We start from the raw sequence: 18,931 nt of genomic DNA on the forward strand, positions 1-18,931 counted from the left end.
TAACGTGACTTGCTTACGAAGTAAAGTAATGCTTACGAAGTAACTTTAACCTTTGGTTAAAGTTTAGGTTTATGCTTTCGAAGTAACTTTGATTCTCCAAATCAAAGTTAAGTTAATGCTTACGATGTAACTTTGACGTTGTCAAAGTCTTAAGGTGGTGAAATCATGGCAAAAGGGATTCGTGAAATTAAGCGTCAGATCAAAAGTATTCAAAGTACACGTCAGATCACTAAGGCGATGGAAATGGTAGCTTCGGCAAAGCTAAGAAAAGCACAAGAGAAAGCACAGGCCTCTCGTCCTTATGCTGAAAAGCTAAAGGAAGTCGTGTCTAGTATTGCTGCTGCAGGTTCTGATGGTATTACTCATCCGATGTTAGTCACTCGTCCAGTTAAGCGTGTGGCATATATCGTAATTACATCTGATGGTGGTTTGGTAGGTGGTTATAACACTAACCTATTGCGTAAAGTGATGGACCAATTAAAAGGCCATGCCTCCAAAGATGAATACGGCTTGTTTGTCATCGGACGTAAAGGTCGGGACTACTTTAATCGTCGTGAGCTTCCAGTCGTGAATGAAATTACAGAATTGACGGATACCCCTAAATTCGCTGATATCAAATCATTAGCTTACGCTGCTGTTCAAGGCTTTGAAAATGAAGAGTATGATGAGCTATATGTGTGCTATAACAAATTTGTGAATGCCATCACACAGGTTCCAACAATCGAGCGATTGCTTCCTTTTGATCGTGTAGAGGTGCATGGAACAGCGGCAAACTATGAGTACGAGCCTTCACCTGAGGTAGTGCTTGAAGTATTGTTGCCGAAATATGCAGAAACTCTGATTTTTGGTGCTCTTCTGGAAGGTAAGGCAAGTGAGCTTGGTGCAAAAATGACAGCGATGGGTAGCGCAACAAAAAATGCAACAAAAATGATTGGTGAGCTTACCTTGACGTTTAACCGTGCTCGTCAGGCTGCAATTACCCAGGAAATTACGGAAATTGTTGCTGGCGCTAATGCGCAGAGCTAATCAATTTCATATTCGGTACATGGATCTATGAGATTGATTCGTAATAGTACGGATTTTTAGGAGGGAAACATAAATGAACAAAGGACGCGTGGTTAGCGTAATGGGTCCGGTTGTTGATATTGAGTTTGAACGTGGACAGCTTCCGGAAATTTTTAACGCTATTAAAATTGTGAATCCAAACGCGGAAAATGGTGCTGGCGACTTAATCTTGGAAGCCTCCAACCATCTTGGTGATAATCTTGTACGTTGTATTGCAATGTCTACAACAGATGGTCTCGTTCGTGGAACAGAAGCTATCGATATGGGATCACCAATTTCCGTACCTGTAGGTGAAGCTACACTTAGCCGGGTATTTAACGTACTTGGTAATACGATTGATAATAAAGGTGATGTGGCAACAGAAGCAAGAAAGCCGATTCACCGTCAACCTCCTTCATTTGAAGAGTTATCAACCCAATCTGAAATCCTTGAAACAGGGATTAAAGTTATTGACTTGTTAGCTCCTTATGCTAAGGGTGGTAAAATTGGATTGTTTGGTGGTGCCGGTGTAGGTAAAACCGTTACAATTCAAGAATTGATTAACAATATTGCGCAAGAGCATGGTGGTATTTCTGTATTTGCGGGTGTAGGTGAACGTACCCGTGAAGGAAATGACTTGTACCATGAAATGATGGATTCTGGCGTTATTAATAAAACAGCGATGGTATTCGGACAAATGAACGAACCACCTGGCGCACGTCTTCGTGTTGCGTTAACTGGTTTGACCATGGCAGAATATTTCCGTGATGAAGAAGGCCGCGATGTGCTTCTGTTCATCGATAATATTTTCCGGTTTACTCAAGCTGGTTCAGAAGTATCCGCGTTATTGGGACGTATGCCATCTGCGGTAGGTTACCAACCAACACTTGCAACTGAAATGGGTCAGCTTCAAGAGCGTATTACTTCCACGAAAAAGGGTTCTGTTACTTCAATTCAGGCGATTTACGTACCTGCGGATGACTATACCGACCCTGCTCCTGCAACAACGTTTGCTCACCTTGATGCAACAACGAACTTGGAACGTAAAATTTCTGAAAAAGGGATTTTCCCAGCGGTAGATCCGTTGGCATCCAGTTCTCGTATGCTTGCACCAGAAATCGTAGGCGAAGAGCACTATAACGTTGCGCAAGGCGTTAAACAACTATTGGCTCGTTATAAAGAGCTTCAGGATATTATTGCGATCTTGGGGATGGATGAGTTGTCTGAAGACGATAAATTGATCGTTGCTCGCGCACGTAAAATTGAACGCTTCTTGTCACAACCATTCCACGTAGCTGAACAATTTACTGGCTTCAAAGGTAAATATGTACCTATTGCTGAAACTGTACGTAGTTTCAAAGAAATTCTTGATGGTAAGCATGATGATCTTCCTGAAGCAGCTTTCTTGTTCGTAGGTACAATCGAAGAAGCTGTTGAAAAAGCGAAGACCTTGTAGAAGAAACCGTTAAGGCGGATACTTCAGAAATGAACTGTCCCGCGAATAGGAGGGATAATAGGTGAGTACCTTTTTATTAGAAATCGTTACACCAGAGCATGTCGTGTTCTCACAAGAGGTGGATAGCTTAGCTGTCCGTGGTCTTGAAGGAGAATTAGGAATTTTAGCAAAACATATTCCACTTGTAACTCCACTTCAAGTTGCACCTATTACTGCGAAGATAAATGGTAAAACAATATCCATCGCAGTACATGGAGGATTTGTTGAAGTACAAGGCGACAAGGTCATTGTTCTTGCTGAGAGTGCAGAGCTACCCGAAGCGATCGATATCGAGCGCGCCAAGGCAGCACGTGAACGTGCAGAGCGCCGTTTATCCGCACGTAGCAATCAAGATCGTATTGATCATCGTCGGGCAGAGCTTTCGTTACAGAGAGCGATCACTCGGATTAATGTATCTAGTCGTACAAAGGAATAGCAATGTACCGGGCATCTACAAGGATGTCCGGTCTTTTTTCAGAAAAAATATAAAAAATATTTTAAAAAATATCTAGTGTAAGCCCTCTCAATTACAAACTAGGACTGGATTATTATTACAAGTCCAAGTATGATATATAAGGTCACTATTTTTACATCTGCTTTACACCTTTTTTGCATCTATATACATCTTATTTTTTAGAGGATTAACAAAAGCTAGGTGAGTAGCATAGATATATACATGAGTAGGAGGTACACTTAGCGGTGGAGATGAGAGATACATTTCAAGAGATGGCTGGGGTAAATGGACTTACTGCAATTATTGTTTCTTTAATTTGTATTGGATTATCCTGGTGGGCTATGCAAAATGTGAAATGGGAATTATTCATACGACATCCAAGAGGCGCGCAAGGTAAGTTATTACAATTGCTGTTAGCCGTAATCATCGGTCATTTTGTAGCTGCCTTTGTTATCGACTATTTACGCTATACGATTATGCTACGTTACATGTTTTAACATAAGTCTATGTAGATAGACCTACAGTCGCTGAGCTAACTGGTTCTAAAATTGTCGAATAACATCAGCACAAATTGCTAACAATGGGGAATAAGGACTATATCTTATTACTTATGGAATGTGGCATAATATTTCAGAATGCGACATTAGTGTTTTAATTATGAGTTTATTCGACAGCAATAGAGCCTTGTATGTATGGGGTATATAATGCTATTATGAAGTTTAGGGGATTTTAAGGAGAAAATGATACGCGCGGAGGGAACCAAGATGAGCAAATTTATCGTCCGCGGTGGCAATGTTTTGACCGGGAACGTTAAAGTTAGCGGAGCAAAAAATTCAGTGCTACCGATCATTGCAGCATCACTACTAGGAGAAGAGGAAATTAGCATTATTCGTGATGCACCTCCTTTGGATGATGTAATGACCATTAATAAAGTATTGGAAGCGTTAGGTGCAGAGGTATCTTATGACCGTGAGGTTATTACCGTTAATGCACAAAATATAGCTTCCTGTGAAGCACCTTATGAGCTGGTGCGCAAAATGCGGGCGTCTTTTCTTGTCATGGGCCCTTTGTTAACGAGAAAAGGATATACACGTATTTCACTTCCAGGTGGTTGTGCGATTGGAACTAGACCAATTGATCAGCATTTAAAAGGCTTTGAAGCGATGGGAGCAGAAATTACGTTAGGTCAAGGTTTTATTGAAGCTCGTTCCAATGGCCGTTTACACGGTGCTAAAATATATCTGGATGTAGCGAGTGTAGGTGCTACTGAAAATATTATGATGGCGGCAACCCTTGCTGAAGGGACAACGGTAATTGAAAATGCAGCGAAAGAACCTGAAATTGTTGATCTCGCTAACTATTTAAATAGTATGGGTGCAGTTGTACGTGGAGCAGGCACTGGTGTTATCCGTATTGAGGGTGTAGAAAAGCTACGTGGTACAGATCATACCGTTATTCCAGATCGCGTTGAGGCAGGAACCTTTATGATTGCCGCAGCAATGACGGGTGGAAATGTATTTGTAGAAGGAGCTATCGCAGACCATTTAGGTCCAGTGATCTCTAAGCTAGAAGAAATGGGTGTTACCGTTGATGCTCAAGAACACGGAATTCGTGTTATCGCAGATAAGCCGTTAAAAGCAGTGGATGTAAAAACATTACCTTACCCTGGATTCCCAACAGATATGCAATCTCAAATGATGGCCTTGTTATTGATTTCTCAAGGAACAAGTGTTGTGACTGAGACCGTATTTGAGAATCGCTTCATGCATGTGGAGCAATTTCAATTAATGAACGCAGAAATTAAAGTAGAAGGTCGCAGTGCGATTGTAACGGGTGGCGCTAAGCTTAGCGGTGCTAAAGTATGTGCTACTGATCTTCGCGCAGGTGCAGCCTTAATTATTGCGGGGCTTGTTGCAGAAGGTACTACAGAAGTTAGCGGTACACATCATATCGATCGTGGATATGTACATTTAGCAGAAAAATTAGCTGGTTTAGGCGCAGATATTTACCGTATTAGTCTAAATGAAGATGTCAAAGCAGCGGCTGCTGAAGGTGTCACTAATAAAAAAGTGTTCCAAAAACTCAATATTCAGCCAACTTTGGCGTAACTTGTATATAATTAAGACGGAGCATGTCTGCAAAAGGTTTCTAAAATTGCAGACTTGTTTTTTTTTATTTTGACAAATAAATCATCTCCCTACTTTTTCGTTCTATTAAAACCTTCAAAATCATAGGCTATAAATATAGCAGTTACACATGATGGAGGTAATCAATAGATGTCATTTAATAAACGCTACCATTCGTTGCAGTCGTTACGCCAAGCCTATCGCCGACTTATCCACTATAAGTATTTCCCTCACCTCATGAGCTGTCTAGCTATAGTAATTCTAGCTATCGTTATTCCAGCGTTACTTACACTTGGTCGACCCTTTCCTGTCCCTACTGATTCTAAAGTACAAGAAGATAGCAAAATAAATAAACCCAATAAATCAATCCATCCTAGTAAATCAAATAAAGAAATACAGAGTGAAAAACAGCTGTTGTCTCAGTTTGGACTCACAGGCACACTCCTTTCTCCTAAGCAAACGATAAGTGTGTATTTGCATAAAACAAAACAAGTTGAAGTTGTATCACTAGAACAATATATAATGGGTGTCATCGCAGCTGAAATGCCAGCAAAGTTTGAACTAGAAGCCTTAAAGGCACAGGCGGTTGCAGCGCGTACCTTTATTGCACGACGACTCGCGGCAGGTGATGTCAGCGGTGTTCCTGATAATAAGGCTGATGTAACGGATACAGTTGCACACCAAGCCTATATATCGAAGGAGGAGCTAGCAGGTTGGTCTAGTAATGGGAGTGGGGACAAGCTAGCGAAGCTTAAGCAGGCAGTGAAAGAAACAGAAGGCATTATTATGACTTATAAAGGTAAACCAATCACAGCCTCTTTTTTTTCAGCGAGTGGTGGGTATACAGAAAATTCAGAGGATTACTGGAGCCAAGCCGTTCCTTATTTACGGAGTGTCCCTAGCCCTTGGGATCCCAAGCTACAGGAAAATAACGAGGTGACCGTGAGCTTTTCACTTGATGAATTGTTTCGTAAGCTAGATTTGAGTCCACCGGCTATTCCTGCTACTTCCATGTCAGAGAAGTCAATAGCTAGTCTCTTCAAAACTTTATCTACTACTAAAGGGGGAAAGGTAAAGAAGATTTCCGTCAATGGCATTCCGATGACTGGCAGAGAGATGAGAGAGAAATTAGATTTGCGTTCGAGTCAGTTTAAGATTGGCTATAAAGATAATAAAATACAGATTACAACGTATGGTTATGGTCATGGCGTAGGTATGAGTCAATGGGGAGCGGAAGGGATGGCACGTAGTGGCTATAGTGCAGCGCAAATATTAAAATACTACTATACTGGCATTTCCTTCGATCAGGTAGAGAAGCTACTCTCAAATAAACTTTCAAAAAAATGATATATTGGGAGTATAAAAGATTTAGCCCTCGGTAACAATGGTTATTGAGGTGATGATCAAATGAAAGAAGAAAACCAAAAAAAGCAGAACCATGAGGAATCTCCTAAAAATTTGATAGGAGCAACGGAGCCATCCACATCCACATGGAAGAAACTGTTATCTAAGAGATGGGTATATCCAGCAGCTTATGTAGCAGCAGCGGCAATTATATTAACTTTAGTATGGGTCTATCAGGATGCCGGTTCTAACAAACCGCTTCAATCCGATACTACAGTTACAAATTCCGCAACGTTACCAGCAGGTGGCTCACCAGAAGTAGATAATGGTAGTGACAAAACAGTAAATACGATGGCAGTCTCAGAAGATTTCGCATGGCCAGTTGCAAATGTGAAAGAGGTTAAAATTGTAAAGCCGTTCTATGAAAAAGAAGGAACACCAGAAGACCATCAAGCAGCATTAGTGCAATACAACGATACATTTATTCCAAACACAGGTATTGACTTAGCGCGTGAGGATGGTAAGCCATTTGAAGTTAAGGCTGCAATGAGTGGTAAAGTAACACGAGTTGAGGATCATGCGGTTTTAGGGTATGTCGTAGAAATTACACATGCCAAAAATTTAAAAACAGTGTATGAAAGCTTAACAGATGTTGCAGTGAAGCAAGGTCAGGAAGTAAAGCTTGGTGACAAAATTGCATCAGCTGGGCGGAATGAAATGGAGAAGGACCTTGGAAATCATGTACACTTTGCTGTGTACGAAAATGATGAATTGGTCAATCCAACGACTGTACTTCCTCAAAATTAATTTAAAATCACGCAAGCAGAGGGAATTTGCCCTCTGCTTTTTTTATTTTGTACAACTTTTTAAAAATGCTGTTACTACGCAGGATGTACAAGTTATTTTCATCATGAAATTTGCAAAAACCATGCTTGGCCAAGCTTGTCACGTTTTAAAACAAAGAATATATAGTCACGCCCCTCATATAATGTACCAAACTATCTCGAATAGGGAGGCGGGAGCGTGCATGATTACATCAAGGAACGTACAATTAAAATTGGCCGCTGCATCGTAGAAACCAAACACACAGTTAGAACAATTGCCAAAGAATTTGGGGTTTCTAAAAGTACGGTGCATAAAGATTTAACAGAACGTCTACCTGAAATAAATCCAGACCTAGCAGATCAGGTGAAGCACATACTTGAATATCATAAGTCGATCCGCCATCTGCGCGGGGGAGAAGCAACTAAGATAAAATACAAGAAGAAGGGAAAAGAAGAGCGAGAGGTGATTAGCTCGGCAAAATAAAGGGTAAATATTCTGTTTCGTTATCGTGGAAGTTTATTGAATAAACCCCCTAAAGTATGGTATTTTTAAATATGGTATGAGAATGTGGAATTTTATCGATATTCCTTGAAATCTTGGTCATTTTGCAGAATTTCATCGATCTATATTAAATTTTCTATAAATTTCTATAAATCAATCTCGTATCAGTACATTTTGCATGAATTTGATTAAACCGGTTAGACCCGCTCATCATGTAATTATGCAGAATGTTAAGTTCAATAAAATACGCTTTGGGGGATCACGATAATGAGTAAGGATATCGGTATTGATTTAGGTACAGCGAATGTGCTTATACATGTTAAAGGAAAAGGTGTTGTATTAGACGAACCGTCTGTTGTTGCCATTGATAGCGATGCAAAACGTGTACTTGCAGTAGGTGAAGATGCGAGAAAAATGGTAGGTCGTACGCCAGGTAACATCGTGGCCATTCGTCCACTTCGAGATGGAGTTATTGCAGATTTTGAAATTACGGAAATGATGCTTAAGCATTTTATCGATCGAGTGGGGGCGCGTAGCTGGTATAGTCGTCCACGCATTCTAATTTGTGCACCAACGAATATTACCTCTGTAGAGCAAAAGTCTATTCGTGAAGCGGCAGAGCGTAGTGGTGCTAAAGATGTATTTTTGGAAGAAGAACCTAAAGCCGCAGCGATTGGTGCTGGCATGGATATTTATGAGCCAAGTGGCAATATGGTCGTAGATATCGGTGGAGGTACAACAGATGTGGCGGTGCTCTCGATGGGAGATATCGTCACAGCTTCCTCCATTAAGATTGCTGGTGACAAGTTTGATGCTGCGATTATTAAATATATTAAAACTAAATATAAGCTCATGATTGGTGAACGTACTGCTGAGGATATTAAAATCGGCATCGGTACTGTACATCCTTCTGGTCGCAAGGACGAAATGGATATTCGTGGTCGTGATATGGTATCGGGGCTACCACTTACGATTACAGTCACTGCTGCAGAAGTTCAAGAAGCTTTAAATGACTCTGTAGTTGCGATCATAGCTGCTGCAAAATCTGTGTTGGAGCGTACTCCGCCAGAGTTGTCCGCGGATATTATCGATCGTGGTGTTATTCTTACAGGTGGTGGTGCGTTGCTTAATGGATTGGACGAGCTGCTAGCTGAAGAGCTACGTGTACCTGTTCTTATTGCAGAAGATCCAATGCATTGTGTTGTAAAAGGGACAGGCATTATGCTAGATAATCTTGATCGTGCTATTAAGAAAAAATTCTAATTTGCCGATAACAAGAGGTATATGTTGATAATTTTAACAGAAGTATTGTACGGTAAATAAGTCATTCTAAATTTTATGCAGATACTTGTCTGGAGGTTTGTTCCATGTTGAGAGGGCTTTACACCGCAACTGCGGGTATGATTGCAGAGCAACGTCGTCATGATACGGTGACGCAAAATATTGCCAATATGAATACACCGGGTTATAAGCAGGTGAATAGTATTTCACGTACTTTTCCTGAGATGCTGGTGGCACTACAAAGCAATGGTCAAAAACCAACGTCACGTAACATTGGTAGACTTGCAACAGGGGTGTTTGCAGAGGAAAGTATGCCTTCTTATGCTCAAGGTGATATTAGAGATACGGGTAGAAATACGGATCTTTCGCTTAAAAGTAATATTGAAGTTAATGACCCTGCAACTGGACAAGCTATCGCTTTTGACTCCTCAGGCAAGTATGTCAATGAAAATGGAGAAGTTATGTATCGTCCAGAAGCATTTTTCTCTGTGATGGACAATAACAATAACGTGAAATATACACGTGATGGTTCCTTTCAAATTGGTGCAAACGGAGAGCTACTCACTGCGCAAGGATATCGTTTGCTGAATCAAGCAGGGGAGCCAATCACGTTTCCAGCGGGCTTATCTGTTGACAATCTCACCATTAATGCGGCAGGAGTAATGACAGATGGTGTGAATCAGTTTGGACAGCTTGGGATTAAAATTGTGAACCGACCTCAAGAGTTGGTTAGTGAGGGAAGCAACACGTATCGCGCTGAAGACGAAGAGGTAGCTGACATTCGAGATTTGCAGGCAAATGATGCTGTAGAGATGAGACAGGGTGCACTAGAGGGCTCGACTGTAGATCCAACTCAATCGATGGTTGATTTAATGGCTGCACAGAAGGCCTATGAATCCAATCAGAAGGTCATTCAATTTTATGATAAAAGCTTAGACAAAGCCGTCAATGAAATTGGCAGAGTGTAGAATAGGAGGCTCCACATGAATAACTCCATGATAAGTGCAATGGTTTCTCTCGGTGGGACACAACAACGACTTGACCTGCTGGCAGATAATCTAGCGAATGCAAATACAGCGGGGTATAAAAGTAAGCAAGCGACATTTGAAGAAACTTTAACTGCTGTCAAAAAGCAAGGGGACAAATTTAAGCTAGATGGACGAGCTACACCGATGGGATTTCAGATGGGCTTTGGTTCTAAGCTTTCATATATATCGCAAAATAATAAGCAAGGTAATCTGATTGAGACGGGTAATAAAACAGACATTGCCATTCAAGGGAATGCTTTGTTCAAGGTTTCATTATCTGAGGATGGTCCCACCGCTTATACAAGGGGGGGAGACTTTCATTTACAGCCTAACCCTGAAAACGAGGAGGAAGCTTATCTCGTAAATGGTCAGGGCTATTTTGTGCTGAATGAAGAAAATCAACGAATTACCGTCCCGGCTAATGGGGAGTTTAATATTGATCCGAATGGGAATATTACAGCTTTGCAAGGAGATGAAGTTGTAGGCTTAGGCGCAATTAATGTATCTGTTGTTATTCGTCCTGATGCATTAGAGCGTCGTGACAATGGTCTTTATGTAATTGCCTCTGGTGGGCAAGGAGAAGAAGGAGAACAAGCTGTACTCCAAAACAACAGTACGATTGATCCTCAGTCATCACAGCGAGCTAAATTGCAACAGGGTGTAATCGAAAATTCTAATGTAGACATATCTGGAACGATGGCGGAATTAATTCAGGTTCAGCGCACATATCAGCTTGCAGCACGCGCATTAACTTCTAGTGACAACATGATGAATTTAGCCAATAATTTGCGTGGGTAGGTGATGAGGGTATGAGTCAGGAAAATCCCCCCGTAAAGGAAAAAGAAGAAGCACAACAGTTTAAGCAGTTGCAACGGGAAAAAGAGACAAAAGAGAAAAAGGACACAAAGGACACAAAGAAAGTTAAAGAGCAAGGGAAGTCAGGCTGGTGGGTACTTCTTCGCATTGTCGTTATTATTGTGGTCTTAATTTTGGTCTTCTTTGGGGGAGCAGTTGTAGGATTTGTAGTTTTAGGTAAACAAGATCTTTCACACGTGTGGGACCTTAATACATGGAAGCATGTATACGATTTAGTGTTTGCGCCATAGCAGTGCATGGTAGCTTAGTGTTCGCAAGTGTGAAATAGACTTTCAATAAAAAAGAGCCATTCTTTCTAATGAGGTTCGGGGCTATTACCCGAGGTGTATCATTAGGATTGAATGGCTCTTTTGCTTATTATTTATTCTCCTGCTTCAGGGCTGTAATTTCAGCCTCAGATAGACCGCTTGTTTTGGCAATGATGTGGACGGGAATTCCTTCTTCAAGTAGGCCTTTAGCCATTTGGATAGCTTTCTTGCGCTCGCCTTCCTCTAAGCCCTTTTTCAAACCTTGCTGCATACCCTGTTGCATACCTTGCTGCATACCCTGCTGCATACCCTGTTGCATTCCCTTTTCCATCCCTTGCTTTAGTCCCTTTTCCATAAAATATTCCATAGAAGAGGCTTCATCATGCAGAAATTTTTGTCTCTGCTCGTATCGCATTCGAGCTTCCTCATCTTGACTTAAATATTCTAATGTATCCATTGCTTTTTTAAGCTTAGGTTCATTCATTTGAAGCACCTCCCAATTTGATTTGTCGCTTCCCTTTAAGAAGAGAAGCCAATTAATTAATCCACCCTGAATTGGAACAGACATTTGCTCTAATTTGGCTAACTCCAAAAAATGGATTTCAATATCATCAGACAATGAAATGTCGGTATGGTCTTCTCTTAAATGAAATATATTATGATACCTGTCGTTTGGCAAGAATGAATAATTCAAAATATTAATGGTAACACACTTTTTAAGTTCTCTATAAGATTGACTTTCTTGTAGTTGAGAAGAGTAGCGTTTGCTCCAATAAAATAGTGTACGCTTCTCAATGTCATATTTATTAAATAACTGCATTTCTATATTAATAAGTTCACCTGTCTGTGTTTTTGCCCAAATATCAAAAATAGATTGTTTATCAAGCGGAGCATCTTTATCAGTGTATGGATTCAGTAATGTAATTTCACTAAGAGGCTCTTCTCCTGCTTCAATAAAGGTTTGGTTGAGGAAGGCTAAAAGGACATCCTTATTGGCTTCACTTCCAAATATACGCTTGAATACAAAATCGTTGCGTGGATTAAGTAGCTCACTCATCTGAATTCATCTCCCTTTCTTTCTTAAATTATATCACAGAAGTTAGGTTACCTTGAGTGAGTCAGTCTTTAGGTAAGGTTTCGCAAGCTATTACGTGTTATTAATTAACTTCATACTTGTGCTTAAAGAGAGTGAACAGGAAAGTTTACGCTGGCAGTTGGAAAAGGTATAATTAGATGGATGTATTATGTGAATAAATAGGCATACAGCTCTTTGATGACAAAAGGGCTGATGTCTCCTTTATAGCTTGTGAGCTACAAAGGAGACCAGCCCCTTATCTGAACCTTCGCTTCTGCAGAGGCGAAGGATATACACAGTATTGCCCTTTAAAGTCATTTTTATGCCAATATTCGTAAATATTGAAGGAGGATTTATTAATGTTAGATTCTAAACAAATTCAAGAAATTATCCCACATCGCCCGCCATTCCTACTTGTAGATAAAATCGTGGAGATGGAAGAAGGCAAACGGGCAGTGGGAATTAAAAATGTTACAATAAATGAGCCGTTTTTCCTTGGTCATTTTCCACAGCATCCAGTAATGCCGGGTGTATTGATTACAGAAGCATTAGCACAGGTAGGTGCGGCTGCGATTTTGTCTTTGGAGCAAAACAAAGGGAAAATTGGCTTTTTGGCTAAGCTGGACAATTTCCGCTTCCGTGAACAAGTTGTTCCTGGCGATACACTTCGTCTTGAGGTAGAGATCATACGTGTGAAGGGTCCAATCGGCAGAGGATATGGTATAGCGAAAGTGGAGGATAAGGTTGTAGCTGAAGGCGAAATTACATTTGCTTTATCGTAATATTAGAACCGTATAATATTTTTATATTATTAGGTGTGTCTGTAAAGGCGGTAACAGGTGGACTTGAACGAGTTTTCAGACACGCCTTAGATAAGGGAGTATGTAAATATGTCAGAAATGATAAGCAAGGTTAAGGAAAAAGTGCAAGAATGGTTAAATGACCCTACGATTGATGATCAGACCAAAGAAGAACTACGTCGTCTACAGGACAATCCTGCGGAGCTAGAGGATTCATTTTATCGTGACCTTGAGTTTGGCACAGGTGGGCTTCGTGGTGTCATTGGGGTAGGCAGCAATCGAATGAATGTATATACAGTTGGCTTGGCGACACAAGGCTTTGCACAATATATTTTGAAGGCGCATGGAGCGAAGGCAGGCAAACCTTCTGTTGTTATTGCCCATGATTGTCGTCACTTCTCTCCTGAATTTGCATTAGAGGCAGCTTTGGTATTAGCCGGTAACGGGATCGTTGCTAAACTATTCCCATCACTTCGTCCTACACCTCAGCTTTCGTTTTCTGTACGTAATTTACAAGCTACGGGTGGTATTGTCGTGACAGCCAGTCATAATCCTCCAGAATACAATGGCTACAAGGTTTACAATGCAAGTGGAGGCCAATTAGTTCCTGATGAGGCAGCTGAAGTCATTGGAAATATCGGAGACTTACATTCCTTTGCCCAAATTAAACGTTTAACCAAAGCACAGGCAGAACAACAAGGACTCCTTGTGTGGTTAGATGAAGAAGAAGATCGCAAATTCGCTCAGACCGTAGCTGAGATGAGCTTAAATGCGGAGCTGCTCCAACAAGGTGCTGGAGATAATCTTGTAGTGGTATACACTCCTTTGCATGGTACTGGTAACATTCCAGTTCGCCAAGTGCTTGCTAGAAATCACTTCAACAATGTACATATTGTACAAGAGCAGGAGCTCCCGGATGGCAATTTTTCTACAGTGAAGTCCCCAAATCCAGAAGAGCGTGAAGCCTTTACACTAGCGATAAAGCTAGGGGAGCAGGTGAATGCAGATATTTTGATTGGAACAGACCCTGATGCAGACCGCATGGGTGCGGTCGTTCGTAACGCTAAAGGTGAATATGAGATTTTAACGGGTAACCAATCGGGCTCTTTACTCGTCTACTATTTGTTAAGTCAAATGAATGAACGTGGTACATTGCCAAGTAATGGGGCGGTTGTGAAAACCATCGTAACAAGTGAGTTTGGAGCAGCCATTGCTGAACATTACGGTGCAACTGTATTTAACACATTAACAGGCTTCAAATATATCGGTGAGAAAATGAACCAATTTGAACAGTCTGGTGAATATACGTACCTATTTGGCTATGAGGAAAGCTATGGTTACCTTGCAGGCAATTATGCGCGTGATAAAGATGCTGTTGTCGCTTCGATGCTTATTTGTGAAGCAGCAGCTTATTATAAACAGCAAGGTAAGACGTTGATTGATGTATTGGAGGAGCTATACCAGCAGTTTGGTTATTATCGTGAATCGCTTGTATCTCGTACCTTAAAAGGAAAAGATGGGCTTGCGAAAATCGGAGAGCTAATGAGCAGCTTCCGTAACGATCCACCTAAGCAGGTTGCAGGCATCAATGTAGCCAAATTGCTTGACTACTCACTTGGACTTGATGGCTTGCCAAAAGAAAATGTGCTTAAATTTTTATTAGAGGATGGCTCATGGTTTACTTTACGCCCATCAGGTACGGAGCCTAAAATCAAATTTTACTTTGCGGTACGCGGAGAATCCATGGCTCATGCCCAAGACTTGCTTGCAAATATTGAGGCAGAGGTATTAGCGCGAGTAGATTAATAACTTAGCAAATTCAGTACGATCATATTCAACAAATAACAAGCGGCGATTAGCTCGAAATATTGGGCAGCCGCTTTCGTAGCGATTAAGAGGAGGTAAATAAGTGAATCAGAATTGGCAACGATGGAACAAAGCATCGCATAAATGGTTGTGGGTGCTCGTAATTGTCGGAATTATCGCCACTCTACCGATGATCATTGACCGTGTAAAAACAGAATCTTCATCTAATAAGGTGGAGGTTGTATTCAATTTTCGTAATTTATTAGAAATTTCAACCTTTAAGGGAAACCCCGATCAGTACTTAGATCATCAGTTATCAGAGCTGAAACAAACAGGCGTGACCACGATGGCGTTGTTCGAAAGCACATTGGACGAAATGGCTAAGGCACACCAGATTATGACCTTTAGTTCTCTAGACTTAGCAAAAATGGAGCAAAGTTTATTGACTGGTCAGGAAAACAAAACTTACATTGCATTTACAAGTGCGGAAAATGAAAAAATACTTTCGCCAATTATTGAAAAAGCATTCCGTAATTTAGATATCCCTGTCTCTCCTTGGTCATATAAGAACTATGCTGGACTTGAAATTGGTGCTGCTTTAGATGAAGCAAATCTCAAAGTGATGCAGCCTAACCCAATCCTTATGTCTAAGCTACATGAGCGTGGATTTTATATTCTTCCTCGGATGAGTGATAATGCACCCTACAATCAACAGGATATGGATGACTTACTGTCACAATATAAACAGCTTGGTATCACAAAAGTATTGTTTGATGGTGAGGCTGTGAAAGGCTTTAACGATAACGAGGATATGAACAGCCTAGAAGGCTTTGCTGATTTGTTAAAAAAATATAACATCGGCATTGTAACGATTGAAAACTTAAAAATGCCGCAAAAAGGCTTTAGCAAACTAGCTTATTTGACGGATTATAACGTTGTGAGATTGTTTTCATTACCGGATAGTGATGCCAGCTTGGCACCAGAGCTCCTAGCAGATAAATTTGTATTAGCAACAAAAGATCGTAATATTCGTATGATTTACTTAAATGCTCAGCCAGTTAAAGATGGCTTAAAGGGAAGCGTTACTAATCCGGTTAACAATTTAATTGAATCATTGGGAGAACCGGGCAATGCTTTAAAGTCGATTGAAAAAAACGGTTTTGAATTTGGACAAGCTGAAAGCTTTACGGTGCACCACTCTACTTTGCAAAAATTTAGTGAGCCGATTGTTATCCTAGGCGCGGTTGCCTTTATCGCGTTGCTTATCTCTTACTTTGCGTCACCATTTACATTGCTTGCGTTCATCGTTGGATTGTTGGGAAGTGCAGGACTGTTTGTATTAAAACCAGCATTGCTAGAACAGGCACTTGCATTATTTGTATCGATTAGTGCGCCAACGATTGCGGTAGTACTTGCCATTCGCAAGGTGGAAGAGATGAGGATCAACAATGCTTCAATAAGTACAGGACGCCGAGTCGCACATTCCATTGTGTTGTACTTTAAAACTGCGTTAATTTCACTTGCAGCAGTACCGTTTATTATTGCGTTATTAAACAATATTACGTATAGCTTGGTTATTACACAATTCCGAGGTGTTAGCTTACTTCACTTAGTCCCAATTATGCTAATCGTATTATACGTATTCCTTTACTTAGGAAAGTCTGTATGGCAGGAGCTACAAAATTGGCTTAAAACGCCTATTACCCTATTATGGGTTGTACTTTTTGTTGTTCTAGCGGTTATCGCTTTCTTCTATTTGTCTCGTACAGGTAATGGAGGTACTTTGTTGCCAGGAGAGGCGCAGTTCCGTACGTTCTTGGAGAATACATTTGGTGTAAGACCAAGAAACAAAGAGTTCCTATTTGCACATCCAATTTTCCTTGCAGGCATATTTGCAGCATTCCGTTATCGTAAAGCACTGTATGCCATGATTATTGTTGTGATTGGTCAGCTTTCGATGGTAGATACCTTTGCACATATCCATACTCCGATGGTATTGTCACTCATTCGTGGATTGCTAGGTCTAGGTTTAGGTTTAATTGTTGGATTCGTTCTTCTACTTGTGTGGTATATAGTTGAAAGGTGTTGGGATAGATGGTCGCCAAGACTGCTCAAAAAATTATAATATCCGGTTATTACGGCTTTAAAAATAGCGGTGATGAAGCGGTGTTGACATCTATTTTGTATGCTTTAGAGGAAGCAGGGCAAGCGGCAGGAATACAGATTACACCAGTCGTATTATCGATTGATCCTGAATGGACAACAAAGACCTATGGCGTAGAGGCTGTACACCGGATGAAATTGGGAGATGTAAAAAAGGCGATTCAGCAAAGTGATGGTCTCATTAGCGGAGGCGGTAGCTTATTGCAGGACGTTACAGGCTTAGGCACAATTCCTTACTATTTAGGTGTAATTAAGCTGGCACAATGGTTAGGCAAGCCAACGTTTATTTATGCCCAAGGTGTAGGCCCTGTTCAGCGAGGTTTTTTCCATCCCTTCATTAAAAGTGTCATGAAAAAATGTAAATATATTTCCGTACGCGACCAACAATCTGCTGCATATCTACAAAAAATCGGGATCGGGCAAGAGCGTATTCACGTTGTGCCTGATCCTGTAATGGGATTTGTGCTTCCAGAGCAAGTACAAAATCATGTTGAGCACCATCATGGTGAAGATCGAAGCCTAGCCCAAAATGAAGCGGAAAAAGTAAAACCTGTTGTGGGTGTGTCCGTACGTTTTTGGAATGAGGATCGTTCTGAACTGCTTAGTTTAGCAAAAGGGTTATCAAAGCTAACTACTGAAATGGATGTCACATTAAAGTTTCTTCCTTTTTATTTCCCAGGTGATGATGAAGCATCACGCTTTGTCATAAAGCACATGGAGCATGGAGCAGAGGTTGCCTCTGTCATTGGTGAATGTGAGCATCCTTCCGAAATGGTGGAGGAAGTGAAAAAGTGTGATTTGCTAATTGGGATGAGACTGCACAGCTTAATTTATGCGGCATCGCAAGGTACCCCGATGATTGGGATTTCCTATGATCCCAAAATTGATCAGTTTCTGGCTCGGTTGAATATTTCACCAGTTGGCAGTCATAAAGCATTAGATGGTGACCAAGTAGCTATAACAGCTGCATCCATATTAAAAGCTAGAGAAGCTTGGCTACAAGAGCATATGGAATACATGGAAGTTATGCGCCGTGATGCTAGGGTGCCTGCTCATCAAATTACGCAATTTTTAAAAGGTAGAGGGTGAATGACATGGATGAAAAAAAGATACCGAGCGTTTCTATCTTTGGTATTCCTGTGTGCAAGTGGGGAATGAAGGATGTGGTATCGTATTTGACAGAAGTTATTTTGTCTGAGCAATACCATCAAGTCATTACCGCGAATCCGATTATGATCAATGAGGCGCTGCATAACCCTCAGTTTAATGAAGTCATGACCCAAGCAGAGCTTGTCATTCCAGATGGAACGGGTGTCGTCTGGGCTGCGAAAATGGGTGGAGAGCCTGTAGAGGAGCGTGTTCCTGGCATTGAACTGTTGCATGAGTTGATGAAGCAAGGTGAAAAGCATCGTTGGAGAGTATACCTGTTGGGTTCTACCGCTGAGGTGGTGCAGGAGGCGGCGAAAAAATTAGCAATCGAATATCCGTTAACGCATATCGTCGGTGTACGTGATGGTTATTTTAATTCCGAACAGGATGCGGAGATCATTGCTGAGATTAGAGCGGCTAAACCACATTTATTGTTTGTAGCAAGAGGGTTGGATACGCAGGAGCCCTGGATTGCCAAGCATAAGGAGCAGTTAGCAGTTCCTGTTATGATGGGCGTTGGTGGAAGCTTTGATGTCATCTCTGGTAAAACAAAGCGTGCACCAAAGGTTGTCCAAAAGCTACGTATGGAATGGTTATATCGAGCGTTAAAGGAGCCTTCCAGAATACCAAGATTGATGGCCATTCCTAAGTTTGCTTTGCGTGTTCTGCGAGAAAAAGATACAATAACTAAAGTGAAGCAATAAAATCGTAACATT

The 18,931-nt window shown here is 41.0% G+C and carries 18 protein-coding genes; 17 read left to right on the forward strand and 1 reads right to left on the reverse strand.

Annotated elements, in window-relative coordinates; genetic code table 11:
• Positions 1-165: 165 nt before the first annotated feature.
• The 12 genes from atpG (at position 166) to ABE099_RS14785 (ending at position 11,204) form a co-directional block, all read left to right on the forward strand.
• Positions 166-1,026, forward strand: a complete 861-nt coding sequence (atpG, locus tag ABE099_RS14730) for an ATP synthase F1 subunit gamma (RefSeq protein ID WP_210090545.1) — start codon at positions 166-168, stop codon at positions 1,024-1,026.
• Between the two features lie 73 nt (positions 1,027-1,099).
• Entirely contained in the window at positions 1,100-2,500 is a 1,401-nt protein-coding gene (atpD, locus tag ABE099_RS14735; RefSeq protein WP_430031895.1) for a F0F1 ATP synthase subunit beta, read from the forward strand.
• Positions 2,501-2,561: 61 nt separating this feature from the next.
• Positions 2,562-2,975 carry a F0F1 ATP synthase subunit epsilon gene (locus ABE099_RS14740; RefSeq protein WP_430031896.1) on the forward strand — a complete coding sequence of 138 codons (414 nt, stop codon included), beginning with the start codon at positions 2,562-2,564 and terminating at the stop codon, positions 2,973-2,975.
• 269 nt (positions 2,976-3,244) lie between these two features.
• Positions 3,245-3,490 (forward strand): DUF1146 family protein, encoded by a 246-nt coding sequence (locus ABE099_RS14745; protein WP_430031973.1) that lies wholly within the window; start codon positions 3,245-3,247, stop codon positions 3,488-3,490.
• Positions 3,491-3,757: 267 nt separating this feature from the next.
• Positions 3,758-5,101: a UDP-N-acetylglucosamine 1-carboxyvinyltransferase gene (gene murA, locus ABE099_RS14750; protein ID WP_430031897.1), complete on the forward strand. Its 1,344-nt coding sequence runs from the start codon at positions 3,758-3,760 to the stop codon at positions 5,099-5,101.
• 168 nt (positions 5,102-5,269) lie between these two features.
• A complete protein-coding gene (spoIID, locus tag ABE099_RS14755; protein ID WP_430031898.1) occupies positions 5,270-6,466 on the forward strand; it encodes a stage II sporulation protein D in 1,197 nt (398 codons plus the stop codon).
• Between the two features lie 60 nt (positions 6,467-6,526).
• Positions 6,527-7,270 carry a peptidoglycan DD-metalloendopeptidase family protein gene (locus tag ABE099_RS14760; protein ID WP_430031899.1) on the forward strand — a complete coding sequence of 248 codons (744 nt, stop codon included), beginning with the start codon at positions 6,527-6,529 and terminating at the stop codon, positions 7,268-7,270.
• 216 nt (positions 7,271-7,486) lie between these two features.
• Positions 7,487-7,771, forward strand: coding sequence for a sporulation transcriptional regulator SpoIIID (gene spoIIID, locus ABE099_RS14765; protein WP_430031900.1), 285 nt, complete (start codon positions 7,487-7,489; stop codon positions 7,769-7,771).
• 282 nt (positions 7,772-8,053) lie between these two features.
• Positions 8,054-9,052 carry a rod shape-determining protein gene (locus tag ABE099_RS14770; RefSeq protein ID WP_342453977.1) on the forward strand — a complete coding sequence of 333 codons (999 nt, stop codon included), beginning with the start codon at positions 8,054-8,056 and terminating at the stop codon, positions 9,050-9,052.
• A 104-nt stretch (positions 9,053-9,156) separates the two neighbouring features.
• Positions 9,157-10,038 carry a flagellar hook-basal body protein gene (locus ABE099_RS14775; protein WP_430031901.1) on the forward strand — a complete coding sequence of 294 codons (882 nt, stop codon included), beginning with the start codon at positions 9,157-9,159 and terminating at the stop codon, positions 10,036-10,038.
• A 15-nt stretch (positions 10,039-10,053) separates the two neighbouring features.
• Positions 10,054-10,896 carry a flagellar hook-basal body protein gene (locus ABE099_RS14780; RefSeq protein ID WP_430031902.1) on the forward strand — a complete coding sequence of 281 codons (843 nt, stop codon included), beginning with the start codon at positions 10,054-10,056 and terminating at the stop codon, positions 10,894-10,896.
• Positions 10,897-10,907: 11 nt separating this feature from the next.
• Complete coding sequence (locus ABE099_RS14785) at positions 10,908-11,204, forward strand: DNA-directed RNA polymerase subunit beta (RefSeq protein ID WP_430031903.1); 297 nt, start codon at positions 10,908-10,910, stop codon at positions 11,202-11,204.
• A 127-nt stretch (positions 11,205-11,331) separates the two neighbouring features.
• Here the strand turns inward: ABE099_RS14785 and ABE099_RS14790 are convergent, their stop codons facing one another.
• Positions 11,332-12,279 (reverse strand): Rpn family recombination-promoting nuclease/putative transposase, encoded by a 948-nt coding sequence (locus ABE099_RS14790; protein WP_430031904.1) that lies wholly within the window; start codon positions 12,277-12,279, stop codon positions 11,332-11,334.
• 377 nt (positions 12,280-12,656) lie between these two features.
• On the opposite strand from ABE099_RS14790, the gene fabZ reads away from it, so the two are divergent.
• From fabZ to ABE099_RS14815, 5 genes are all read left to right on the forward strand, one after another.
• Positions 12,657-13,079: a 3-hydroxyacyl-ACP dehydratase FabZ gene (gene fabZ, locus ABE099_RS14795; protein WP_210090556.1), complete on the forward strand. Its 423-nt coding sequence runs from the start codon at positions 12,657-12,659 to the stop codon at positions 13,077-13,079.
• 108 nt (positions 13,080-13,187) lie between these two features.
• Complete coding sequence (locus tag ABE099_RS14800) at positions 13,188-14,903, forward strand: phospho-sugar mutase (protein WP_430031905.1); 1,716 nt, start codon at positions 13,188-13,190, stop codon at positions 14,901-14,903.
• A 103-nt stretch (positions 14,904-15,006) separates the two neighbouring features.
• A complete protein-coding gene (locus ABE099_RS14805) occupies positions 15,007-17,028 on the forward strand; it encodes a DUF5693 family protein (RefSeq protein ID WP_430031906.1) in 2,022 nt (673 codons plus the stop codon).
• Positions 16,998-18,155, forward strand: coding sequence for a polysaccharide pyruvyl transferase CsaB (gene csaB, locus ABE099_RS14810; RefSeq protein ID WP_430031907.1), 1,158 nt, complete (start codon positions 16,998-17,000; stop codon positions 18,153-18,155). The genes ABE099_RS14805 and csaB overlap by 31 nt, the downstream gene beginning before the upstream one ends.
• 5 nt (positions 18,156-18,160) lie before the next feature.
• Positions 18,161-18,919, forward strand: a complete 759-nt coding sequence (locus ABE099_RS14815; protein ID WP_430031908.1) for a WecB/TagA/CpsF family glycosyltransferase — start codon at positions 18,161-18,163, stop codon at positions 18,917-18,919.
• Positions 18,920-18,931: the final 12 nt, after the last annotated feature.

This window comes from Paenibacillus turicensis (genome assembly GCF_050461185.1).
Classification (GTDB): domain Bacteria; phylum Bacillota; class Bacilli; order Paenibacillales; family Paenibacillaceae; genus Fontibacillus; species Fontibacillus turicensis_A.